Origin of the sequence: Lacticaseibacillus suilingensis (assembly GCF_016861845.1) — a bacterium.
GTDB classification, from domain to species: domain Bacteria; phylum Bacillota; class Bacilli; order Lactobacillales; family Lactobacillaceae; genus Lacticaseibacillus; species Lacticaseibacillus suilingensis.
This window is the reverse complement of record NZ_BOLV01000009.1, coordinates 26,644-45,658: the sequence shown is the minus strand read 5'-3', so window position 1 is coordinate 45,658 and position 19,015 is coordinate 26,644. Positions and strand designations below refer to the sequence as shown.

General features: G+C 54.0%; 20 protein-coding genes. 11 read left to right on the top strand and 9 right to left on the bottom strand.

The genetic code is table 11. The features are described 5' to 3' along the window. Positions 1 to 10: 10 nt before the first annotated feature. From ulaA to JUF11_RS06725, 3 genes are read right to left on the bottom strand one after another with little or no spacing between them, the layout of a single operon-like run. On the bottom strand, positions 11 to 1,294 hold the full coding sequence (ulaA, locus tag JUF11_RS06735) for a PTS ascorbate transporter subunit IIC (RefSeq protein ID WP_204118911.1): 1,284 nt from the start codon (positions 1,292 to 1,294) through the stop codon (positions 11 to 13). Positions 1,295 to 1,297: 3 nt separating this feature from the next. Further along, positions 1,298 to 1,573: a PTS sugar transporter subunit IIB gene (locus JUF11_RS06730; protein ID WP_204118910.1), complete on the bottom strand. Its 276-nt coding sequence runs from the start codon at positions 1,571 to 1,573 to the stop codon at positions 1,298 to 1,300. 9 nt (positions 1,574 to 1,582) lie between these two features. Then, positions 1,583 to 2,041, bottom strand: coding sequence for a PTS sugar transporter subunit IIA (locus tag JUF11_RS06725; protein WP_204118909.1), 459 nt, complete (start codon positions 2,039 to 2,041; stop codon positions 1,583 to 1,585). 490 nt (positions 2,042 to 2,531) lie between these two features. Between JUF11_RS06725 and JUF11_RS06720 the strand changes: the two genes are divergently transcribed. The 3 genes from JUF11_RS06720 to JUF11_RS06710 all read left to right on the top strand — a co-directional run bounded on the left by JUF11_RS06720 (position 2,532) and on the right by JUF11_RS06710 (position 4,542). Then, the gene (locus tag JUF11_RS06720) at positions 2,532 to 3,314 is read left to right on the top strand and encodes a tyrosine-protein phosphatase (protein WP_204118908.1); all 783 of its coding nucleotides are present in this window, start codon (positions 2,532 to 2,534) and stop codon (positions 3,312 to 3,314) included. Positions 3,315 to 3,323: 9 nt separating this feature from the next. Further along, on the top strand, positions 3,324 to 4,250 hold the full coding sequence (locus JUF11_RS06715; RefSeq protein ID WP_204118907.1) for an NAD(P)-dependent oxidoreductase: 927 nt from the start codon (positions 3,324 to 3,326) through the stop codon (positions 4,248 to 4,250). Between the two features lie 64 nt (positions 4,251 to 4,314). Next, a complete protein-coding gene (locus JUF11_RS06710; RefSeq protein WP_125579017.1) occupies positions 4,315 to 4,542 on the top strand; it encodes a hypothetical protein in 228 nt (75 codons plus the stop codon). Positions 4,543 to 4,585: 43 nt separating this feature from the next. On the opposite strand, the gene lplA is transcribed toward JUF11_RS06710, so the two are convergent. Further along, complete coding sequence (gene lplA / locus JUF11_RS06705; protein WP_204118906.1) at positions 4,586 to 5,599, bottom strand: lipoate--protein ligase; 1,014 nt, start codon at positions 5,597 to 5,599, stop codon at positions 4,586 to 4,588. Positions 5,600 to 5,772: 173 nt separating this feature from the next. On the opposite strand from lplA, the gene JUF11_RS06700 reads away from it, so the two are divergent. Next, positions 5,773 to 7,674, top strand: coding sequence for a M13 family metallopeptidase (locus JUF11_RS06700; protein WP_204118977.1), 1,902 nt, complete (start codon positions 5,773 to 5,775; stop codon positions 7,672 to 7,674). Positions 7,675 to 7,761: 87 nt separating this feature from the next. On the opposite strand, the gene nrdF is transcribed toward JUF11_RS06700, so the two are convergent. The 3 genes from nrdF to nrdH all read right to left on the bottom strand — a co-directional run bounded on the left by nrdF (position 7,762) and on the right by nrdH (position 11,259). Beyond that, the gene (gene nrdF, locus JUF11_RS06695) at positions 7,762 to 8,724 is read right to left on the bottom strand and encodes a class 1b ribonucleoside-diphosphate reductase subunit beta (RefSeq protein ID WP_203632056.1); all 963 of its coding nucleotides are present in this window, start codon (positions 8,722 to 8,724) and stop codon (positions 7,762 to 7,764) included. An 86-nt stretch (positions 8,725 to 8,810) separates the two neighbouring features. Next, positions 8,811 to 10,982 carry a class 1b ribonucleoside-diphosphate reductase subunit alpha gene (gene nrdE / locus JUF11_RS06690; RefSeq protein WP_204118905.1) on the bottom strand — a complete coding sequence of 724 codons (2,172 nt, stop codon included), beginning with the start codon at positions 10,980 to 10,982 and terminating at the stop codon, positions 8,811 to 8,813. Positions 10,983 to 11,028: 46 nt separating this feature from the next. Continuing rightward, positions 11,029 to 11,259, bottom strand: coding sequence for a glutaredoxin-like protein NrdH (gene nrdH, locus JUF11_RS06685; protein WP_125579013.1), 231 nt, complete (start codon positions 11,257 to 11,259; stop codon positions 11,029 to 11,031). Between the two features lie 237 nt (positions 11,260 to 11,496). On the opposite strand from nrdH, the gene JUF11_RS06680 reads away from it, so the two are divergent. Beyond that, positions 11,497 to 11,820, top strand: a complete 324-nt coding sequence (locus tag JUF11_RS06680; RefSeq protein WP_204118904.1) for a hypothetical protein — start codon at positions 11,497 to 11,499, stop codon at positions 11,818 to 11,820. Positions 11,821 to 12,223: 403 nt separating this feature from the next. Here JUF11_RS06680 and cls read toward each other — a convergent pair whose 3' ends face one another. Further along, the gene (gene cls, locus JUF11_RS06675) at positions 12,224 to 13,687 is read right to left on the bottom strand and encodes a cardiolipin synthase (protein WP_204118903.1); all 1,464 of its coding nucleotides are present in this window, start codon (positions 13,685 to 13,687) and stop codon (positions 12,224 to 12,226) included. A gap of 98 nt (positions 13,688 to 13,785) precedes the next feature. On the opposite strand from cls, the gene JUF11_RS06670 reads away from it, so the two are divergent. Beyond that, positions 13,786 to 14,388, top strand: coding sequence for a nitroreductase family protein (locus JUF11_RS06670; RefSeq protein WP_204118902.1), 603 nt, complete (start codon positions 13,786 to 13,788; stop codon positions 14,386 to 14,388). A 29-nt stretch (positions 14,389 to 14,417) separates the two neighbouring features. Here the strand turns inward: JUF11_RS06670 and JUF11_RS06665 are convergent, their stop codons facing one another. Beyond that, a complete protein-coding gene (locus JUF11_RS06665; RefSeq protein ID WP_204118901.1) occupies positions 14,418 to 14,819 on the bottom strand; it encodes a ribonuclease HI family protein in 402 nt (133 codons plus the stop codon). A gap of 25 nt (positions 14,820 to 14,844) precedes the next feature. Here JUF11_RS06665 and JUF11_RS06660 point away from each other — a divergent pair, with 25 nt between their 5' ends. The 5 genes from JUF11_RS06660 (at position 14,845) to pyrR (ending at position 19,014) form a co-directional block, all read left to right on the top strand. After that, positions 14,845 to 15,252, top strand: a complete 408-nt coding sequence (locus JUF11_RS06660) for an EbsA family protein (protein ID WP_204118900.1) — start codon at positions 14,845 to 14,847, stop codon at positions 15,250 to 15,252. Between the two features lie 5 nt (positions 15,253 to 15,257). After that, entirely contained in the window at positions 15,258 to 16,931 is a 1,674-nt protein-coding gene (locus JUF11_RS06655) for a formate--tetrahydrofolate ligase (RefSeq protein WP_204118899.1), read from the top strand. A gap of 10 nt (positions 16,932 to 16,941) precedes the next feature. Beyond that, the gene (lspA, locus tag JUF11_RS06650) at positions 16,942 to 17,397 is read left to right on the top strand and encodes a signal peptidase II (protein WP_204118898.1); all 456 of its coding nucleotides are present in this window, start codon (positions 16,942 to 16,944) and stop codon (positions 17,395 to 17,397) included. A gap of 8 nt (positions 17,398 to 17,405) precedes the next feature. Beyond that, the gene (locus JUF11_RS06645) at positions 17,406 to 18,308 is read left to right on the top strand and encodes an RluA family pseudouridine synthase (RefSeq protein WP_236000483.1); all 903 of its coding nucleotides are present in this window, start codon (positions 17,406 to 17,408) and stop codon (positions 18,306 to 18,308) included. 163 nt (positions 18,309 to 18,471) lie between these two features. Next, positions 18,472 to 19,014, top strand: a complete 543-nt coding sequence (gene pyrR / locus JUF11_RS06640; protein ID WP_204118897.1) for a bifunctional pyr operon transcriptional regulator/uracil phosphoribosyltransferase PyrR — start codon at positions 18,472 to 18,474, stop codon at positions 19,012 to 19,014. The last annotated feature ends 1 nt before the right edge of the window (position 19,015 follow it).

Below are 19,015 nucleotides of genomic sequence, written 5' to 3'. Positions count from 1 at the left end.
ACTCCTTTGATTAACCGAGATGAACTAATTTCAACACAAAGCCCAGCAGGGGGCCGTAGACACAATAATCGGTTTCGCTTAAGATCCGCATGATCGGCGCGAAGGTCCCAACCATTGGCAGCAACAGGGCCTGACCAAAAATCAGGAGAAACCCGTTGGCGCCGGCACCCAGCAGCGCCCCGCGGCGGCCGCCGTGGGCATCACCGAAAATCGCCGTGGCCGCGCCAGTGAAGAAGGTCGGGATTAAGGCTGGGAAAACGATAATCGGGTAGTGGGCAGCCGCTAAAATCAACATGCCAATAATGCCGGTGGTTAAACTCATCAGAAAGCCGACAATCACGCTGGTGGGATATTGTGGAAACAGCAGCGGAATATCCAAGCCCGGCTTGGCATTGGGGATGAGCTTGTGCGCGATGCCGTGAAAAGCCGGAATAATTTCTGCCAGCATCATCCGCACGCCAGCCAGGATGACGGTAATCCACATCCCGAATTCAATGCCTTTGGTAATGGCGAAGACCACGAAGTCCTTGCCACCAGCCACTTGCGTCATGGTGAAGTGAGGGCCGGCAATCAGCCCTAACGCGAAGAACAACAGCATCATGACTAGCGTGAGCGCCACGGTCATATCCCGCAGAAAGTTGAGCTTCACTGGCAGCTTGGTGTCTTCAAGGTCGTGCTTTTTATCCCCGAACAGCTCGCCAAGAAGCGAAGCGACCAGGAGCCCTGATGAGCTAGAATGCGCCAACGTAAAGCCATCGGCGCCGCGCACGGGTTTGATCAGCACATTGACATAGGCGCAGGTGAAGGTCATGTAGACGCCTAGGAGAATGGAACCAATCACCAGCCGAACCGGCGTGTTCAGGTCAGTCCCGAATTTCAAGAGGGCGGCAATCAAGCTGGCAAAGAAAAACGACACATGCGGCGAAAGATGCACGAATTTGAACCGGGTGAAGCGCGCCAGCAGCAAGTTGATCACGAAACCGCAAGCGAAAATAATCGCCATGTCAAAACCCACATCGGTTAAGCTAGCGGCCTGGGTGGCACCGATATCGGCACTGGCCGGGGCTTTCATGGCAAAAATATGAGCAATTAGCTGCTGCAAAGGCAAAAGTGCGGTGCCTAAGGTTTGACCGCCGACGTTGATCATGGTGAAGCCAATCACGGCTTTCAGGGCACTCGGCAGGATTTTGCTACCAGGCTTATGTTCCGCCAACATGCCGATGACCACCACCAACCCTAAAATGAAAATCGGCTGGCTCAGGACGTTGTTGATGAAGTAAAGGAGAATTGACATGGCTTAATCCTCCTGGGCCAGCGCCGCGAGCAACTTTTGCTTAAGGCCTGCTTGATCCATGATGTTGTCATGGATAATGACTTGGGCATGATTTGCTGGCAACATTTCAGCAAACATTGAAGTGGTAATGACCACGTCGTAATCATTCGGCGTGGCACTGCTGATATCGGCATTATCGACCTGAGCGTCGACCCCGGCGTCGTTGAGAATGTCTTCAGCAAACATTTTTTCCATCAGGCTGGTACCGACCCCGGCCCCACATACTGTTAACACGCGCATTGAGAAAACCTACCTTTCATCTGGTGCATCCGTTTCAAGTAGCGACAAGACTTGCTTTGAGGTCGTGCATGACATCAGTTGGCGGTAACGCCATCGGGCACTGAAGGCCTGGGCGACGGCTTGAATCAGCTGGATGTGGCGGTCAGCGCCAGTGGCAGCTAAGCCAATGATCAAATCGGCAGGGCCGTTGGCGGCATTGCCGAAATCCAGCGGGGTTTGGAGGGTGAGGAGACTGATACCGTTGACCAAGACCCCACTTTCTGGCCGCGCATGCGGCATGGCGATGCCTGGCGCAATGACAAAGTACGCGCCGTTGGTTTGAAAACTGGTTAGCATCGCCTGGGTATAGGCTGGGGTGGCAAAACCGCCAGCGACCAACAGCTTGCCAGCTTCTTCAATCGCTTGCCTTGGTGTGGTGAGTGGGGCGAGCACTTCAATCGCGTTTAACTTTGTGAATTGACTCAGCATAATTTCCTCCTAGCAAAAAAATCCGCCCTCGATCGCTGTCAAATATGACGACGATCAAGGACGGATTTGCCGCGGTGCCACCTTGATTTGACTCGAATCGGTAGCCCCAAACACAAAGCCCGCTGCAACTTATGCAGCGGGCTCTTTGCGCAGGGCGATTCCGTTCGAATCACGCTTAGCGAAGAGCCAACACTCTCCCGGCAACTGACGTATGCCTGACGTCCTTGCGTACTTGAAATCTTTCGGCAAGGCCCTCGGTGGTCCATTTGCCAGCTTGCGTTCGGCCACTTCTCAGCAACGTGGCTCTCTGTGCGTGCACAACTGGTTTGATCTCCACCTCATCGGTTTGTGAAAACAGATTGATTTGATTGACACCGAGTTTAGTCTGGTGAAAACCGTCTGTCAACATTTTTTGATTAAAATATTTGAATTTGGCGACAAAGGCCTTAAAAAGCAGTGTGCTAAAATGAAAGGAGGAGGAGGCGAGTCAATGACCAACGTTAGCTTAACGTTACCTTTTGCAGGCGTGAGCAATGCCCGGACCTATCAAGCCCTGACTACGCATGATGGTCAGCCACTAAAAGGCGAGCAGCTCATCCGCAGCGGGCGGCTCGCCCGCGCGACCCCGACGGATGTGGCGGCGCTGCAGGCGCTCAATGTCACCACTGTCATCGATTTACGCCTGCCCAGCGAGCAGGCGGCCAGTCCCGACATTCAGTCGTCTGCGGTCCAGAACATCCCCGCGCCACTCGCATCTGACGCCGTGACCGCTGAGTATCAGACGCTCCCAGCATTGTTTGCTTTTCTGCGGCATCACCAAGGCGCCGTTGACTGGATGATTGCCGGCTACCAAAACATGCTCCTTGAACCTGATCAGCAGGCTAGCCTGGCAAAAATGGTGCGCGCGGTCAGCGCAGCGCCTGGTGCCGTGCTCCTTCATTGCAGCGCCGGCAAGGATCGCACCGGCGTGGCCTGTGCCTTGCTACTAGATGCACTGGGAGTTGACCGGGCCTTTATTTACCGGGACTATTTGCTCACCAACACAGCCGCCGCTGAACACGCGGCGGCACTGCGGAATGCCTTACGCGCAGCGCATGGCACTGGCGCCATGCAGGAGGAACTTGCCGCGCTGGGCCGCGCCGATCAGCGTTATCTGGCGGCCGTCTTCACGCTCCTCGATACCCGGTTCGCCGGCAGTCGCGGTTTCATCCGCGAGACACTGGGCTTAGCCGAATCAGGATTACATCAACTGCTGTCTAAATTTGCAGGCTAGGAGGCCATTATGAAGGTATTAACTTTATTTGCTTTACCAGCCGCGGCGCAGGCCCAGCTGCCAGCCAATGTTACTTTGATCAGTCAGGCGGACTACACGCCAGACCAGGCGAGTCAAATCGACGTCATTTTAGGCTGGAACCAGATAGCCCAGACGATTTTAGATGGGCCCAACCGGCTGAAATTCGTGCAAACCGTGTCTGCCGGCGTCGACTATTTACCCTTGGCCCAGCTCGAGGTGCAAGGGGTGGTCGTCGCGAACACCAGCGGCATTCACGCTGGTCCCATCGCCAGTTCAACGCTAGCGATGATTTTGGCCTTTGCCCGGGGCTTGTTCCCGGTGGCGCACACTTGGGATAACGAGCAGCGCCGCGGCCAGCTTTGGTCCCTGGATGGCGGTAAGGCCGTGATCTTTGGCACCGGCCACATCGGCCAGGCCATTGCCAAACAGCTGACCGCTCAGGGCATGCAGGTGTATGGCATCAGCCGCCATGGTGCGCCAGTGCGTGGCTTCGTTGAAGTCGGAACCGATCAAACAGCAACCGCTTGGGCCAAGGACGCGCAGGTGCTAGTGAACGTCATGCCGCTAACGGCCAGCACCACGCATTTCTTCAACGCCGCGTTTTTCGGTCAGCTTGAAGCGGCGCCACTGTTGGTTAACGTCGGCCGGGGCGAATCGGTGGATACCGCCGCCATGCTCGCCGCGCTTCATGCCGGTCAGCTCCGCGGCGCGGCCCTAGATGTGTTTGAAACCGAACCGCTACCAGCGGATTCGCCGCTGTGGCAGGAGCAGCAGGTGCTGATTACACCGCATATTTCCGGCACCGTACCGCATTTGCGGGCCGCGGTGGCTGATATTTTCTTGCCTAATCTGAGCGCTTTTGCCGCCAGTGGCGAAATTATTAAGAATCAGGTGGACTTAACCGCTGGCTACTGATTTTTGATTAAAACCTGGTTATACTAGGCATGTAATCGGTTACAACCAAAAGGAGGTTTTGCTCATGGCGCAACGCACCACTGAGATTATTGGCTTACTGGAGGATGCACTGTTAACCAAACGCCCGGTGAAAATTCACACTATGGATAAACGGACGTTAAAAGGGACGGTGTCGGCGATTCACCCAGGAACGGTTAAACCGTATCAGGAGCGCAGCACTGTCATCGTGGAAACACCCAAGGGGGCCAAACGCCTTCAAGAATACGCAATTGCCAAGATTGCTTGGGCATAACCAAAAAGCCGCCGACAACCGTCAGCGGCTTTTAGCTTGCCCTTTAGCGGGTCAATAAGTTAGTGAGCGCCTCGGCATCGATGCCCGTAAAATAGGCATTGAGGTCAAAAGCCGCCAGCGCTTGCGCTACGTGCTCATGGTCGTACTGGACGCCAGTCAACGCGGCTTGGAGGTCTGCGACATCCTTGGCGCCAAAGAAGTCACCGTAGAACTTGATGGCGGTAATTTTGCCGCCGGTGACGGTCAGCCGAGCATCGATGGTGCCCATGGTGAAGTGCTGCCGCTTTTTCAAGGTGAAGGCAGGGGATTTGCCATACACCCAGTCCCAGTTGCTGTATGTATCCTCATACAGCTGGTCGATGGCGGCTTGGTCCTCAGTAGTGACCTGGTATTCGCGGTCTTTAATCTCACTCAGCTGATCGGCGCCGAACAGCCGCAGCAGTAAAATATCGCGGAATTCTGGTACCGTCAGCTGCTGATACTCAGGGGCGAGGTATGGGCGCAAATTCGTGACGCGGCTGCGCACACTTTGAATCCCTTTGCTGGCAAGTTTATCGGCCGGTACCTTCAACACCTCTGGCAGGACGCTTTGATCCACGTCGAGCATCAAGGTGCCATGTGAGAAGGTCTTACCGTCGCGCGTGTACATGGCGCTGCCAGAGAATTTTTTACCCTCCACTAGCATGTCGTTACGCCCAGACACTTCGGCGGTGGTGGCGCCCATTTGATGCAAGGCATCCACAATCGGTTGCGTGAATGACTTAAAGTCGCCGAATTCCTCGGAATCCGCATCGACCACAAAGGAGAAACAAAGATTGCCCAAGTCTTGATAGACAGCCCCGCCGCCAGACAAGCGCCGCGTCACCACAATGTGATGCGCATCGACATAGTCCTGGTTGAGTTCCTCCTGGGTATTTTGGTTTCGGCCCACGATCACACAAGGTTCTTCGTAGTAAAACAGCAGCAAGGGTTCATCAAACTGTTTGTTATTCATCAGGTATTGTTCTGTAGCAAGATTGCGGCGAATATCATGGGACTTCATGATCACATAGTACATTTTCCAGGCCTCCTTCTGTATCATGTTCATTGTATGCGCTGTCATACTTTTGGTAAAGGGATAACGTCTGGGACCGGTGACTATTTCGGCGTAATGGGTGAAATGCCTGCGGGCTTGCGCTATAATTAGTCTTACATTAAATGCTGGTGAGAGAATCAGCGAAGGGAGTTCAGATAATGGCTGAGACACGATACCAAGACGATCTTTATGATGCCGTGAATGGCGAATGGGAGAAAACCGCCGTCATTGATCCAGATAAGACGAGCACCGGGGGCTTTAACGATTTGGCCGATGGGGTGGAAGCCCACCTGATGGCGGACTTTGCCGCGGTTTCGGCAGGCGAGAAAACCGCTCCAGATCAGTACTTTGCAGCGGCGGTGAAGCTTTATGACCAAGCCAAAGACTTTAAGGCGCGCGATGCGGCTGGCATCCAGCCCGCACTGGATCGCTTGGCGCCGCTGAATGCCACCTCTGACTTGGCCGCATTCAACGCCAAAGCCGCGGATTTGGAAGCCTCGCTCTTCCCGATGCCATTTGACCTCGGGGTGGAACCTGACATGAAGGACACCAGCGTCAACAAAATCATGCTGACTGGGCCGTCCACGATTTTGCCAGACACCACTTATTACACGCCAGGCAACGAACAAGCCGCCCAATTGCTCAAAGTCTGGAGCGACATGGTCTCAAAGCTCTTGGCGCAAACCGATTTGAGCGCTCCTGACCAAAAGAGTTATCTCGCCGATGCCTTGGCTTTTGATGCCGAGCTGGCGAAGCATGTCAAGAGCCGCGAAGAATGGGCTGATTATCCGAAGATGTACAACCCACAAAGCTTTGCCGAAGTGGCTGCCCAGTTTGGTGACTTTGATTTCAGCGCTTTTGCTGAGGAGGCCTATGGCGAAAAACCCGAGACCATCATCGTGGGCGATCCGCGCTTCTTAAAGGAATTCACTCAGCTGTTTGGTGCGGCAACCTTTGACCGCTACAAGCACTGGGCCTATGTCAATGACTTGCTGTCTAACACGGGCTACCTGAGCGAGGACCTGCGGCAGCTCGGCGGCACCTTTGGCCGCGCTTTGTCTGGCAATCCGGAAGCACCGAAGCAGATCAAGCATGCCTATCGCTTGGCGAACTCCTTCTTCTCCGAACCGATTGGCTTGTACTATGGCCGCACGTACTTTGGTGAAGCGGCGAAGGCTGATGTGACCAAGTTAGTCGAGAACATGATTGAGACCTACAAGTCCCGACTGCGCGACTCAAGCTGGCTGTCCGAGGAAACCAAGACCAAGGCAATTGTCAAACTCGACAAGATGGTCTTGAAAATGGGCTACCCCGACAAGGTCAACGAGGTCTATGATCGCTTCAACGTCGATGAAAAGGCCGACCTGTTGACCAACGTCACCGGCATCGCCGAAGCGCGCCATGCCTACAATGTTGAGCAGCTGCAAAAGCCGGTTGATCGCACCACCTGGGTGATGCCAGGCCACTTGGTCAACGCTTGCTACGATCCTTCCCGCAATGACATCACGTTCCCAGCGGCTATTTTGCAGGCACCATTCTACGCCTTGGATCAATCTGCCAGTGAAAACTATGGTGGGATCGGCGCCGTCATTGCCCATGAAATCTCCCATGGGTTCGACAACAATGGGGCGCAATTCGACGAATTCGGCAACATGGTCAACTGGTGGCAAGAAGCTGACTACGCACACTTCAAGACCTTGACCCAGCAAATGATCGACGAGTTCGATGGTATTGAAACCAGCGCCGGCAAGGTGAATGGTAAGTTGATTGTCTCCGAAAACATTGCTGATGCTGGCGGCTTGGCGGCGGCCCTGCAAACGGCTAAGGCGCAACCTGACGTTGATCTGAAGGCCTTCTTCACCAACTGGGCGCGGATCTGGCGGCAAAAGGCGCGGCCGGAATACATGAAATTCCTGCTGTCGATTGATGTGCATGCGCCAGCCAAGCTGCGGGCCAACATTCAGCCGCGGAACTTGGATGACTGGTATACTGCCTTTGACGTGCAGCCAGGTGATGGCATGTACATTGCGCCTGAGAAGCGTGTTCACATTTGGTAAGCGCTGAAAGACGAGCTGCGGCTCGTCTTTTTTGCTGGAATCGAAAAACGCAGGACCAGCTGGTCCTGCGTTTTGATTCAAACGGCTTTAGTCAAAGTTGTAATCATCATCGTTCATCGCTTCGACTTGACCCAAGCGGTAGCCGTTACCGACCTGGGAGAAGAAGTCATGGTTGGCGGTGGAAGTCGAAATCCCGTTCATCACAATCGGGTTTACGTCAGCGGCGGTGTCCGGGAACAAGGGGTCTTGGCCCAAGTTCATCAACGCTTTGTTGGCGTTGTAACGCAGGAAGGTCAACACTTCCTCCGTCCAACTGGTTTTGGCGTACAAGTCATTAGTGTAGCCTTCCTCGTTGGCGTAGAGGTCATACAGCAAGTCATACATCCAATCGCGCATTTTCGCTTGTTCGTCATCACTGAGGGCATTAAAGCCAAGCTGGAATTTGTAGCCGATGTAGGTGCCGTGAACACTTTCGTCGCGAATGATCAGCTTGATGATTTCCGCCACATTGGTGAGCTTGTTGTTGCCCAAATAATAAAGCGGGGTGAAGAACCCAGAGTAGAAAAGGAAGGTTTCCAGGAAGACGGAAGCCACTTTCTTTTCCAGTGGGGTGCCGTTGTGATAGATGTCGTTGATTTTGTTGGCTTTGTATTGCAAATGCGGGTTGGAATTGGTCCAGTCAAAAATCTCGTCGATTTCAGCTGGCGTATTCAACGTAGAGAAAATCGTGGAATAGGACTTGGCATGAACCGATTCCATGAACTGAATGTTGTTGAGCACCGCGCGTTCCTGCTGGGTGCGGATGTTTTGCATCAAGCTATTCATGCCGTCTTGGCTCTGCAAGGTATCCAGCAGCGTCAGACCACCAAACACATGGCCGACGACCCACTGCTCGTCTTTGGTCAGCTTGCGCCAGTCATCCAAGTCATTGGACACCGGAATCCGAGTGTCGAGCCAAAATTGCTCAGTGAGTTTTTCCCAAGTGGCTTTATCGATTTGATCTTCAATGTCGTTCCAGTTAATTGCCAGGTATTGCTTTTCTTCCGCCATGATGTCGCTCCTTTAAAGGTTATGTAAGAACCGTGGGGCGCCACGGCTCTCGAAGGCTGGCCATTGCTCGTTGCCAAAGGCGAGCTTTAGATCGAGCAGGATTCGCAGGCATTGCTGCCAATTTCTTCTTGATCATCGGTGTAGGTCCGGATGTAGTAAATGGACTTGATGCCTTTGTGATGGGCGTAGTTCCGCAGGATGTTCAAATCGCGGGTCGTCATCTTTTCAGTGCGGCCTTCTTTCCATGGGTAGAGGCCAGCTGGAATGGTGGAGCGCATGAACAGCGTCAGCGACATGCTTTGATCGACATGAGCCTGCGCGGCAGCATAGACGTCAATCTCCTTGCGCATATCGATATCGTAAGCACTCTTGTAATAAGGCAGGGTGTCGTTGGACAAACCCGGTGCCGGGTAGTAAATCGTCCCAATCTTCTTTTCCTGCCGGTCTTCGATGCGGTTGACGATTGGCTGCAGCGATGCAGAGGTGTCATTGATGTAAGAAATCGAGCCGTTTGGCGCCACGGCGAGCCGATTTTGGTGGTACAAACCGTCCTTCATCACCGCCGCCTTCAGTACGGCCCAGTCTTCGGCGGTCGGCACATGAATGTCAGCGAATAACGCCTTGACCTTAGCCGTCTTCGGCGCAAAGTCTTCCGTCAGATACTTGTCAAAATAGCTACCGTCCGCGTACTTGCTGGCAGCGAAATTGTGGAAGACCTGGCCGCGTTCCGCCGCAATCTTGTTGGAAGCTTTCAAACTGTAGTAGTTCAACAGCAGGAAGTAGACATTGGTGAAGTCCAGCGCTTCTTCATCGCCGTAAGCCATGTGGTTCAAGGCAAAATAGGTGTGCAGGCCCATGGCCCCGAGGCCAATGGAGTGGGCCAGTTCGTTGCCGTGCTGCACTGATGGCACCACGTCAATGTTGCTGGTATCAGTCACGAAGGTCAAAGCACGCACCATCGATTCCACACTCTTGCCAAAATCAGGGCTCTTCATCAGATTCGGAATATTGGTCGAGCCCAGGTTGCAAGACACATCTGTCCCTAGCACATCGTAGCCCTGGGCGTTGTTGATCACACTTGGGGTTTGCACCTGCATGATTTCAGAGCAAAGGTTACTCATGATGATTTTGCCGGCGATCGGGGAGGCATTGTTGGCAGTATCGATGTTGACGATATACGGGTAGCCTGATTCTTGCTGGAGCTTCGAGATTTCGTTTTCTAGATCGCGGGCCTTCAGCTTGTACTTCTTGATCTTCGGATTAGCGACCAGGTTGTCGTATTCCTTAGTTATGTCGATGTAGGAGAACGGCTGGCCGTATTCCCGCTCAACGGAATGCGGGGAGAAAAGGTACATATCAGCGTCTTCACGGACCAGTTCATAATACTTATCAGGGACGATGACACCGAGGCTCAGGGTCTTCAGGCGGTATTTTTCGTCGGCGTTTTCCTTCTTCGCGCCAAGGAAGCTAATAATATCAGGATGGAACACATTCAAATAAACCACGCCGGCCCCTTGGCGTTGGCCGAGCTGGTTGGAATAGGAAAAACTGTCTTCCAACAATTTCATGACCGGTAAAACGCCACTGGCGGCACCATCGATGCCTTTAATCGGGGCCCCGGCTTCACGCAAGTTTGACAAGGTCAGCCCCACGCCGCCACCAATGCGAGACAGTTCCAAGGCTGAGTTGATGGCCCGGCCAATCGAATTCATATCGTCGGACACCTGGAGCAAGAAACACGACACCAGTTCACCGCGGCGCTGGCGTCCAGCGTTCAAAAACGAGGGCGTCGCCGGCTGGTAGCGCTGATGAATCATTTCATCGGCTAACGCCATCGCCAACGCTTCATTCCCGTCGGCAAAATAGAGCGCATTGGCAAAGACGCGGTCCTTGAAATCTTCCAAATAATATTCGTTGTCATCAGTCTTCAAAGCGTATTGCGCGTAGAACTTGTACGCCGCCATGAACGACTTGAACTCAAAATGGGCATTGCGCAAAAAGTCGTTGAGCTGCTCTAAGAAGGCCGGCTGATACTTATCCAGCATCGCGGCTTCGTAGTAGTCATGATCCACCAGGTAGGCGAGGCGATCCGTCAGCGAAGCAAAAGTCTTCGTGTTCGGAATCACATTTTCTTTCAGGAAGGCTTGGAGCGCCGCCTTGTCCTTCGCCAACGGAATCTGACCATCCACTGGAATGTTGATTTCGTTGTTCAACGCGTAATAGGTTACTTCATCTGGTTTGATTTCACTGAGTGCCATATTGTCACCACTTTCACAAGGATTAGGGGTCAAAAAAAGCTGGCGTTTAGCCAGCCAGTTGCTTCAATGCTTCTGGGCGGAACCCGTAAAAGGATTTCAGGCCATCTGCTTCCAGCACCGGAACGGCTTGGAACCCTTGATCCTTCAGGTAACCGATGTATTCAGGTTCTTCGTTGATGTTGTGTTCAACGAAAGAGATGTTGTGCGTCTTCAGGTAGTTCTTCGTCATGCGGCATTGTGGACAGCCGTTTTTGGTAAATAACGTAATATTGCTCATGTTCGTCACGCTTTCTGTTTTTGATGATGGCTTTATCATACTGGATATTGTATATGGTGTCAAATAAAAACACCATATCTTGTGGGCAAAAAGTCAGACCCCAAGATATGGTGTTCCCCCGAACTGATAACAACAATTATACCCCGCCTGTCCAAATAAGAGAAGCCCTTGGACACTTTATTTTTCACCACGACGGCAACTCGTTATAATAGAAGGTGATCAAAGGAGATGTTAAGCATGAACGCTGATAAGAAAGCCGACCATGCCGCTGAAGTTGACATGGTCGATGGTCTAATTGATTACGCTAACCAGCACGCCCACACTAAGGACGTGGCCCAAGCGGTCCTCGCTGCCGCCACGCCGGACCTCACCGGTTTGGATACGTTATTCAAGGACGGGGGCATTGAACGCAAAGATTTTCTCGCCATTGCCACTGGCTACATCACCGACCGCTATCACTTGACCGGTGACGAGCTCGCCACCAAGCGCAATGAACTGATCGCCGCGGCCATTCATATTCTCAAAGATAACCCCAAAGCCTTTGACGCCTGGGTACGGTAGGCAGAACGCTGAATAGGTAGTTTTCCGAACTACCCATTACCCATGCTCACGCCTAAGCTCTAGCTCAACAATGAAGGGCATCCTGTCGTGATTTGAATTCACGGCCTTACCGTTATGGAGCGGGCCAGGTTGGGGCGGCAGAGGGGTGTGGTGGTCCAGCCGCGAAACAGTTAGCCCACGAGGAGATTGCGCAGCAGGCTGCTCCTGGGCTGACTGGGGGCAAATGCGAGACAGCGTTGAGCGCGCAGCGCGATGCTGGCTCGCATTTGAGGCTGGAGACCGCTTTTCGGCTCCAGCCGACCCCGCAGCTGGACCGCCGCGTCCCGGCGTCGACCCAACCTGAGCCGCGGCGTCACAAGACTAAAATAACCACCCTGATGCCACGCATCAAGGTGGTTTTGCGTTACAAGATCGGTGACAGCAGTCGCGAAGCATACTGCTTGAACCGCAGCCAGCGGCCTTGGCTGCGAATGACCGCGGCAGACAAGAAGAGGCTTTCCTTTTGATCCGCCTCGAAGGCCGCCGTCAGCTGGTGGGCAATGGCCTCATCGTAAACGAAGGCGTTGACTTCGAAGTTCAACTTGAAACTACGAATATCGAAGTTCGCCGAGCCGACACTAGCAATCGCATCATCGACAATCAGCGTCTTGGCATGCAAGAAGCCGTGCTGGTAGTGGTAAACCTTGATGCCAAAGCGGCTGAGATAATTGGCGTAATACTGCGTCGCGCGAAAAATGAAGGGGTGATCCGGCATATCTGGCACCATCACCCGCACATCAATCCCGGCCAGCGCCGCAGTGATCAACGCATCCATCGCGGTATCATCAGGAATCAGGTAAGGGGTCTGAAGCCAAACCGACTTGGTGGCGCTGGCAATCATTTTGACGTAACCATATTTGATTTGTTGGGCATTGGAGTCGGGCCCGCTGGCCACAATTTGCATCGGCGTGGCACCGACATGCGCCACCCGGACGTTTTCTCGCGTGATGGCATCGGTCGCATAGGGCTCGGCCTGATCATCTGGCACCGTCGCATTCCAGTCCATCAAAAACTGCATTTTCAACGCGTAAACCGTGTTACCGACAATCCGCAAGTGAGTGTCGCGCCAAAAGCCAAATTTCGGCTTGCGCGAAACGTACTGGTCGCCGACGTTAAAACCGCCAATGTAGCCGACTTCATCATCAATCACTACCACTTTCCGGTGCAGTCGGTAGTTCAAGCGAAAGTCCAGGAACAAATGCTGCGAGCTGAAGTAGGCCTCGGCCTTGCCGCCAGCTTCAAGCAGGGGCGCCCAGAACTTCGGCCCAGCGCCCATACTGCCCCAAGCATCATACAGCACCTTAACCTCAACGCCAGCTTTGGCCTTGGCAATCAAATGGTCCCGGAGCTCGGTGCCCAGTTGGTCAGCATAGATGGTGTAGTATTCAATGAATACATGATCCGTGGCCGCATCGATATCAGCAAACAGGGCGGCAAATTTTTTCTCGCCATCGAAATAGAGCGTCACGTCATTGCTGCCAAGCACAGGGGCATTGGCTGTATTCAAGAATAACGTGGTGAGCTCTTTGGCAGCCGGCGAAGCCACTGCCGCTGGCAACAACTGACCATGGGTGTTCGCACGCTTTTGCATCGCCACGAAGGCTTTGACCCCGCGGTGATACTCGGTTTGAATGGCCCGCACTTTCTTGGCGGATAGCCCGCGGCCGGCGAACAGGTACAACCCAAACCCGATGACCGGTAGAAAAATCAACACCATCAGCCAAGCCCAGGTGGTCGGAATATCCCGGACTTCCCGCAGGACGGTGAAAATCGCGGCAAGCGTGTTCAGAACTAAAATGGCAACAATCAAGCTACTGACAAGTGACATAACGGCCTCCTGGTGCGTGACATGGGCAATTGTGGGTTTACTTACAAAAGATAAGCTGATACACTAATATTATCCTAAAGATGAAAGAGGTATTTCCTGTGAACAATGACTTACTTAACCTGTTGAAGCAGCGCCGCTCAATTTATGCCTTGGGCAAAAACGTCAAGCAAAGCGATGATGAAATCGTGGACCTGGTCGAAAATGTGATTCAGGCCACGCCATCCGCTTTCAACTCGCAAACGACGCGGGCGGTCTTCTTATTCGGCGCTAAGCACGATGCCTTGTGGGACATTGTGGTGAAGCGACTGAAGTCAGAAGTCCCAACTGAAGCAGCCTATGAAGCCACCAAGCAGAAGATTGCCAGTTTCAAAGCGGCTTACGGCACCATCTTGTATCTGACCGACGAACCAATTGTCCGCAAGCTGGAACAAGATTTCCCGCTGTATGCTGATAATTTTGCCACCTGGGCAGAACAAGCACAAGGTTCCAGTCAGCTGAACGCATGGGTGGCCTTGGCCAACAACGGTATCGGCGCTAGCTTGCAGCACTACAACCCGATTATCGACGAGCTGGTACGCGATGAATTCAACTTGCCTGCCACCTGGACGCTGCGCGCTCAGATGCCATTCGGCTCGATTGAAGCCCCAGCGCAGCCAATCGACAAGATGGCCAAAGCCGATCAGTTCAAAGTGTTGAAGTAATCCCATTGATAATCACAAGGCCTGAGCAATCAGGCCTTTTCTTTTGCCTCGGCGAGGTGGAGGCCTTGTTGCGCCAGCATATGCGCGCCTTGATTTTGCCTATCGGGAATCCATTGCCAAACCACCAGTGAGAACTGATCGCACAAGGCGAGCAATTTTGTGACATAATCACCATAGTGCTTGGCGTAGCGTTTATTCAGGGCATCAATCACGATTTGGGAATCGCTGTAGAAGCTGACTGGGCCAGTGAGGTCTCGGTCCACAAGGGCCTGAAAGCCAGCAATCGCGGCCAGAAACTCGGCTTCGTGGTTGGACATTGGGGGCAGCGGTTGATGAAGCTGAATCTGCTCTTTGGCGGCCACAATCAAAATCCCAATCCCGCCAAGCCCATGATTGCCTTTTATGGCTGCATCTGTGTATAGTTTAACCATCATTGTTCTCCAAGGAAGTGTGACTGTGAAGAAGCGGTTTTTGATTCAACCCGCGTGGCTCGATTTTAGCATGTTTTGGGCGGTGATCGTGCTCGGAATCTCAATATCGGTCATTGTGCAAATGGAATTAGTCGGCTATGGACCCATCAGCTGGGTGGCAGTCGTGATTTTGCTGGTCACGCTGCTGGTCGCGGGACTGCAGGTGTGGCGCTCGCAACTCATCATCACCGATCAGCTGGTGACCATCCGGCGCCTGCTGCCAGGCAACACGCTGGCCGTGCCGCCGCTGCATATCACCGCCATGCAAGTGGGTCGCCATCAGATTCGCCTGCAAACCACTGATTACGGTTGGCTGACCTTGGTGCATTTTGGCCGTCAAGCGGCTTTGACGGCAGCGTTGGAATCGGTCATTTTGCCAAACGAAAGGGGATAACCGTCGTGTCTGATATTGAAATTGCCCAAGCAAATGAAGCTACCGAAATGAAACCCATCACGGAAATCGGTGCCATGGTCGGCTTAAGTGCCGATGATTTGGAACTTTACGGCAAAAGCAAAGCCAAGCTCACCCTGGCCGCCTTGAAACGCCTGCGCCAACAGCCACAAGGCAAGTTGGTGTTGGTGACTTCCATCAATCCCACACCAGCTGGCGAAGGCAAGTCGACGGTGACAATTGGCTTAGGTGACGCGTTGCGCCTGCGCGGCCAAAATGCCGTCATTGCGCTACGGGAACCTTCGCTCGGTCCGGTGATGGGCATGAAAGGCGGCGCCACTGGCGGCGGTTATGCCCAAGTCGTGCCAATGGAAGACATTAATCTGCATTTCACTGGTGACATGCACGCCTTAACCACTGCCGTCGATACCTTAGCCGCCTTGATTGATAATCATTTGCAGCAAGGCAATGCTTTGAATATCGATCCCCGCCGAATTTTATGGCGGCGGGTGCTGGATATTAACGATCGCGCCTTGCGCCATGTGACCATTGGCCTTGGCGGCGTGACCTCAGGTGTCCCGCGGGAAACCGAGTTTGATATCACCGTTGCCAGCGAATTGATGGCGATTTTGTGCTTGGCGGAAGACTTGGCTGACCTCAAGGCCCGGATTGCCCGCATTGTGATTGGTTACACCTACGACCGCACGCCAGTCACCGTGGCGGATCTTGGCGTGACCGGCGCGATTGCCATGCTGCTGCGCGATGCCATCAAGCCGAACCTGGTGCAAACCTTAGCCCACACCCCAACTTTGATTCACGGCGGCCCCTTTGCCAACATTGCCCATGGGTGCAACTCGATTCTGGCGACGCGTACGGCGCTGGCGCTAGGGGACATTGCCATTACCGAAGCCGGCTTTGGCGCCGATCTCGGCGGCGAGAAGTTCATGGATATCACCGCTCCTGCGTTAGGCAAAACGCCTGACGTGGTGGTGATTGTTGCGACTGTACGGGCGCTCAAGTACAACGGCGGCCAAAAACTGGCCACGTTGACCGAAGAGAACCGGCCAGCCTTACAAGCCGGCTTTGGCAACCTGAAGCGCCACATTCATAACATGAAGCGCTATGGCGTGCCAGTGGTGGTCGCCATCAACGAATTCGCCACAGACACTGAGGCCGAACTCAATGATCTCATCAGCTTGTGCGAAGCTGCTGGGGCCACGGCGGTGCGGGCCAACGTGTGGGGTGAAGGCGGCCATGGCGGTTTGGCGTTAGCGGATGCCGTGTCAACTGCGCTCCAGCAGCCAGCTGATTTTACACCGCTGTATGACAACGCCGCGGCACCGAAAGCCAAAATCGAGACGATTGTGCAACAGATTTATGGTGGCCGCGATGTCGTGTATGACCATAAGGCGGAGCTGGCTTTGAAGACGATTGCCAAAAATGGCTGGGACCAGCTACCAATCTGCATGGCCAAGACGCAGTATTCGTTTTCGGATGATGCCAAAGCCTTAGGTGCCCCCAGCGATTTCACCATTCATGTGCGCGATGTGGTGCCGCGGCTCGGCGCCGGGTTCCTGGTGGTAATGACCGGGTCGGTGCTGACCATGCCTGGGCTGCCAAAGCAACCAGCGGCGTTGAACATGGATGTCTCAGATGACGGTGTGATTTCTGGTTTGTTCTAGGAGGTTCAATGTGATTGTTTCAATGATTGTGGTGGCGCTACTGGTGGCGCTGGATCAGGTGGTGAAGGCCTGGGTCGTGGCGCACATCGCGGTTGGGGAAACCGTGGCGTTTTTGCCGGGGCTGGCGTTAACCCATTTGCAAAATGATGGCGCCGCCTTTTCCATGCTGCGCGGGCAGCAATGGTTCTTCTATTTGATCACGGTAATTTCGTTAGTGGTCGTGGCTTGGCTCTGGCGCGATGCCAAGCACAGCCGCTTCTACAAGGCCGGGTTGGTGCTGATTTTGGCCGGGACGCTGGGCAACTTTATTGATCGGTTGCGGTTTGGCGCGGTCACTGACATGTTTGAAACCACCTTTATGAATTTTGCGATTTTCAACGTGGCAGATGCCTGCTTAACCATCGGCGTCATCATCGTGGTGATTTACTTGCTGTTCATGGACGGAAAGGAGCGCCCGTCACGTTAGCCTTCACAATCAGCACCCAAAGCGGCCGGCTGGATAAGGTGATTGCCGACCAATATCCGGATTTTACCCGCTCGCAAGTGCAAAAATGGCTCGCGGCGGGTCTGGTTCAGCTTAATGGCCAGGCTGCCAAAGGCAAGGAAAAAGTTCAATTCGGTGACCAGATCCGCCTTGATCCGCCAGCGCCTACGCCACTGGAAGCCAAACCGGAACCGATGCCACTGGATATTGTGTACGAAGATGACCAGGTGATTGTCGTCAACAAACCCCAGGGCATGGTGGTGCATCCAGCGCCGGGGCATCCTGATGGCACGTTGGTCAACGGCTTGCTGGCGCATACCACGTTTGCCGGCATCAATGATGTGCTGCGGCCAGGGATTGTGCATCGCATCGACAAGGATACCAGCGGGCTCTTAATGGTCGCCAAAACGCAAACTGCCATGCTGAGCTTATCCGCCCAGCTTAAAGCCAAAACCACCCAGCGTGAATACTGGGCGATTGTGCATGGCCGCTTCAAGGCGGCCAGTGGCACGGTGGATGCCCCGCTCGCGCGGGATCCGAAAGATCGCAAGCGCCAAGCCATTGTCGAAGGCGGGCGCCATGCAGTGACACATTACACGGTACTGGAACAATTCGACCATTACGCCTTGGTCAAATGTGTCCTGGAAACCGGCCGCACCCATCAAATTCGGGTCCACATGGCGGCGTTGCATCATCCTTTGGCCGGCGATCCGCTATATGGCCCGCGGGTGACCTTACCCAACGCCGGTCAGTTCCTGCATGCACGGCTGCTGGGCTTTGAGCACCCAACGTCAGGCGAGCACCTGACCTTCACCGCCGAACCGCCGGCGCTGTTTCAAGAAACTTTGGCGGATTTGCGGGCAGGCATTGACAAGACGCGGCGGGTTCGCTAGACTAACGGTAACTTAATAAGAGCACCTTTAACTAAGTCCAGAGAGGCTTGGAAGGTCACGTGTCTGCTGCGGCAGACGATAGGTTCGCATAGGCCGCCTTCTATACCCAAACTGGATATAGGAGGCGGCTTTTTTGGTCAGATGACCAAGGAAAGGAAGAACAATGGCAAAACAAGTGGTAGACGCAGTAACCATGCAGCGCGCTTTGACCCGGATTACTTATGAAATCATCGAGCAAAACAAGGCGTTAGACGAATTGGTGCTGGTGGGCATCAAAACGCGCGGCATTTATCTCGCCGAGCGTATCGCCAGCCGCCTCAAACAGCTGGAAAACGTCGAGGTGCCAGTGGGGGAGCTTGATATTCGCCTGTACCGCGATGATGTGCACAAAGCCGATCACCGTCAGCAGCCGGATGTGACCGGGAGCAGCTTGCCAGTTTCCATCACCGACAAACATGTGATTTTGGTCGACGATGTGATTTTCACTGGTCGCACCATTCGCGCCGCACTGGATGCTTTGATGGATCAAGGCCGGCCGCAGCAGATTAGCCTGGCGGTCTTGGTCGATCGCGGCCACCGCGAACTGCCCATCCGGCCAGATTTTGTCGGCAAGAACATTCCGACTTCGCGGCATGAGGAAATCAACGTGGCCGTTAGTGAAATTGACGGCCAAGATGGCATCTCAATCGGTCAACTGGAGGATTAGC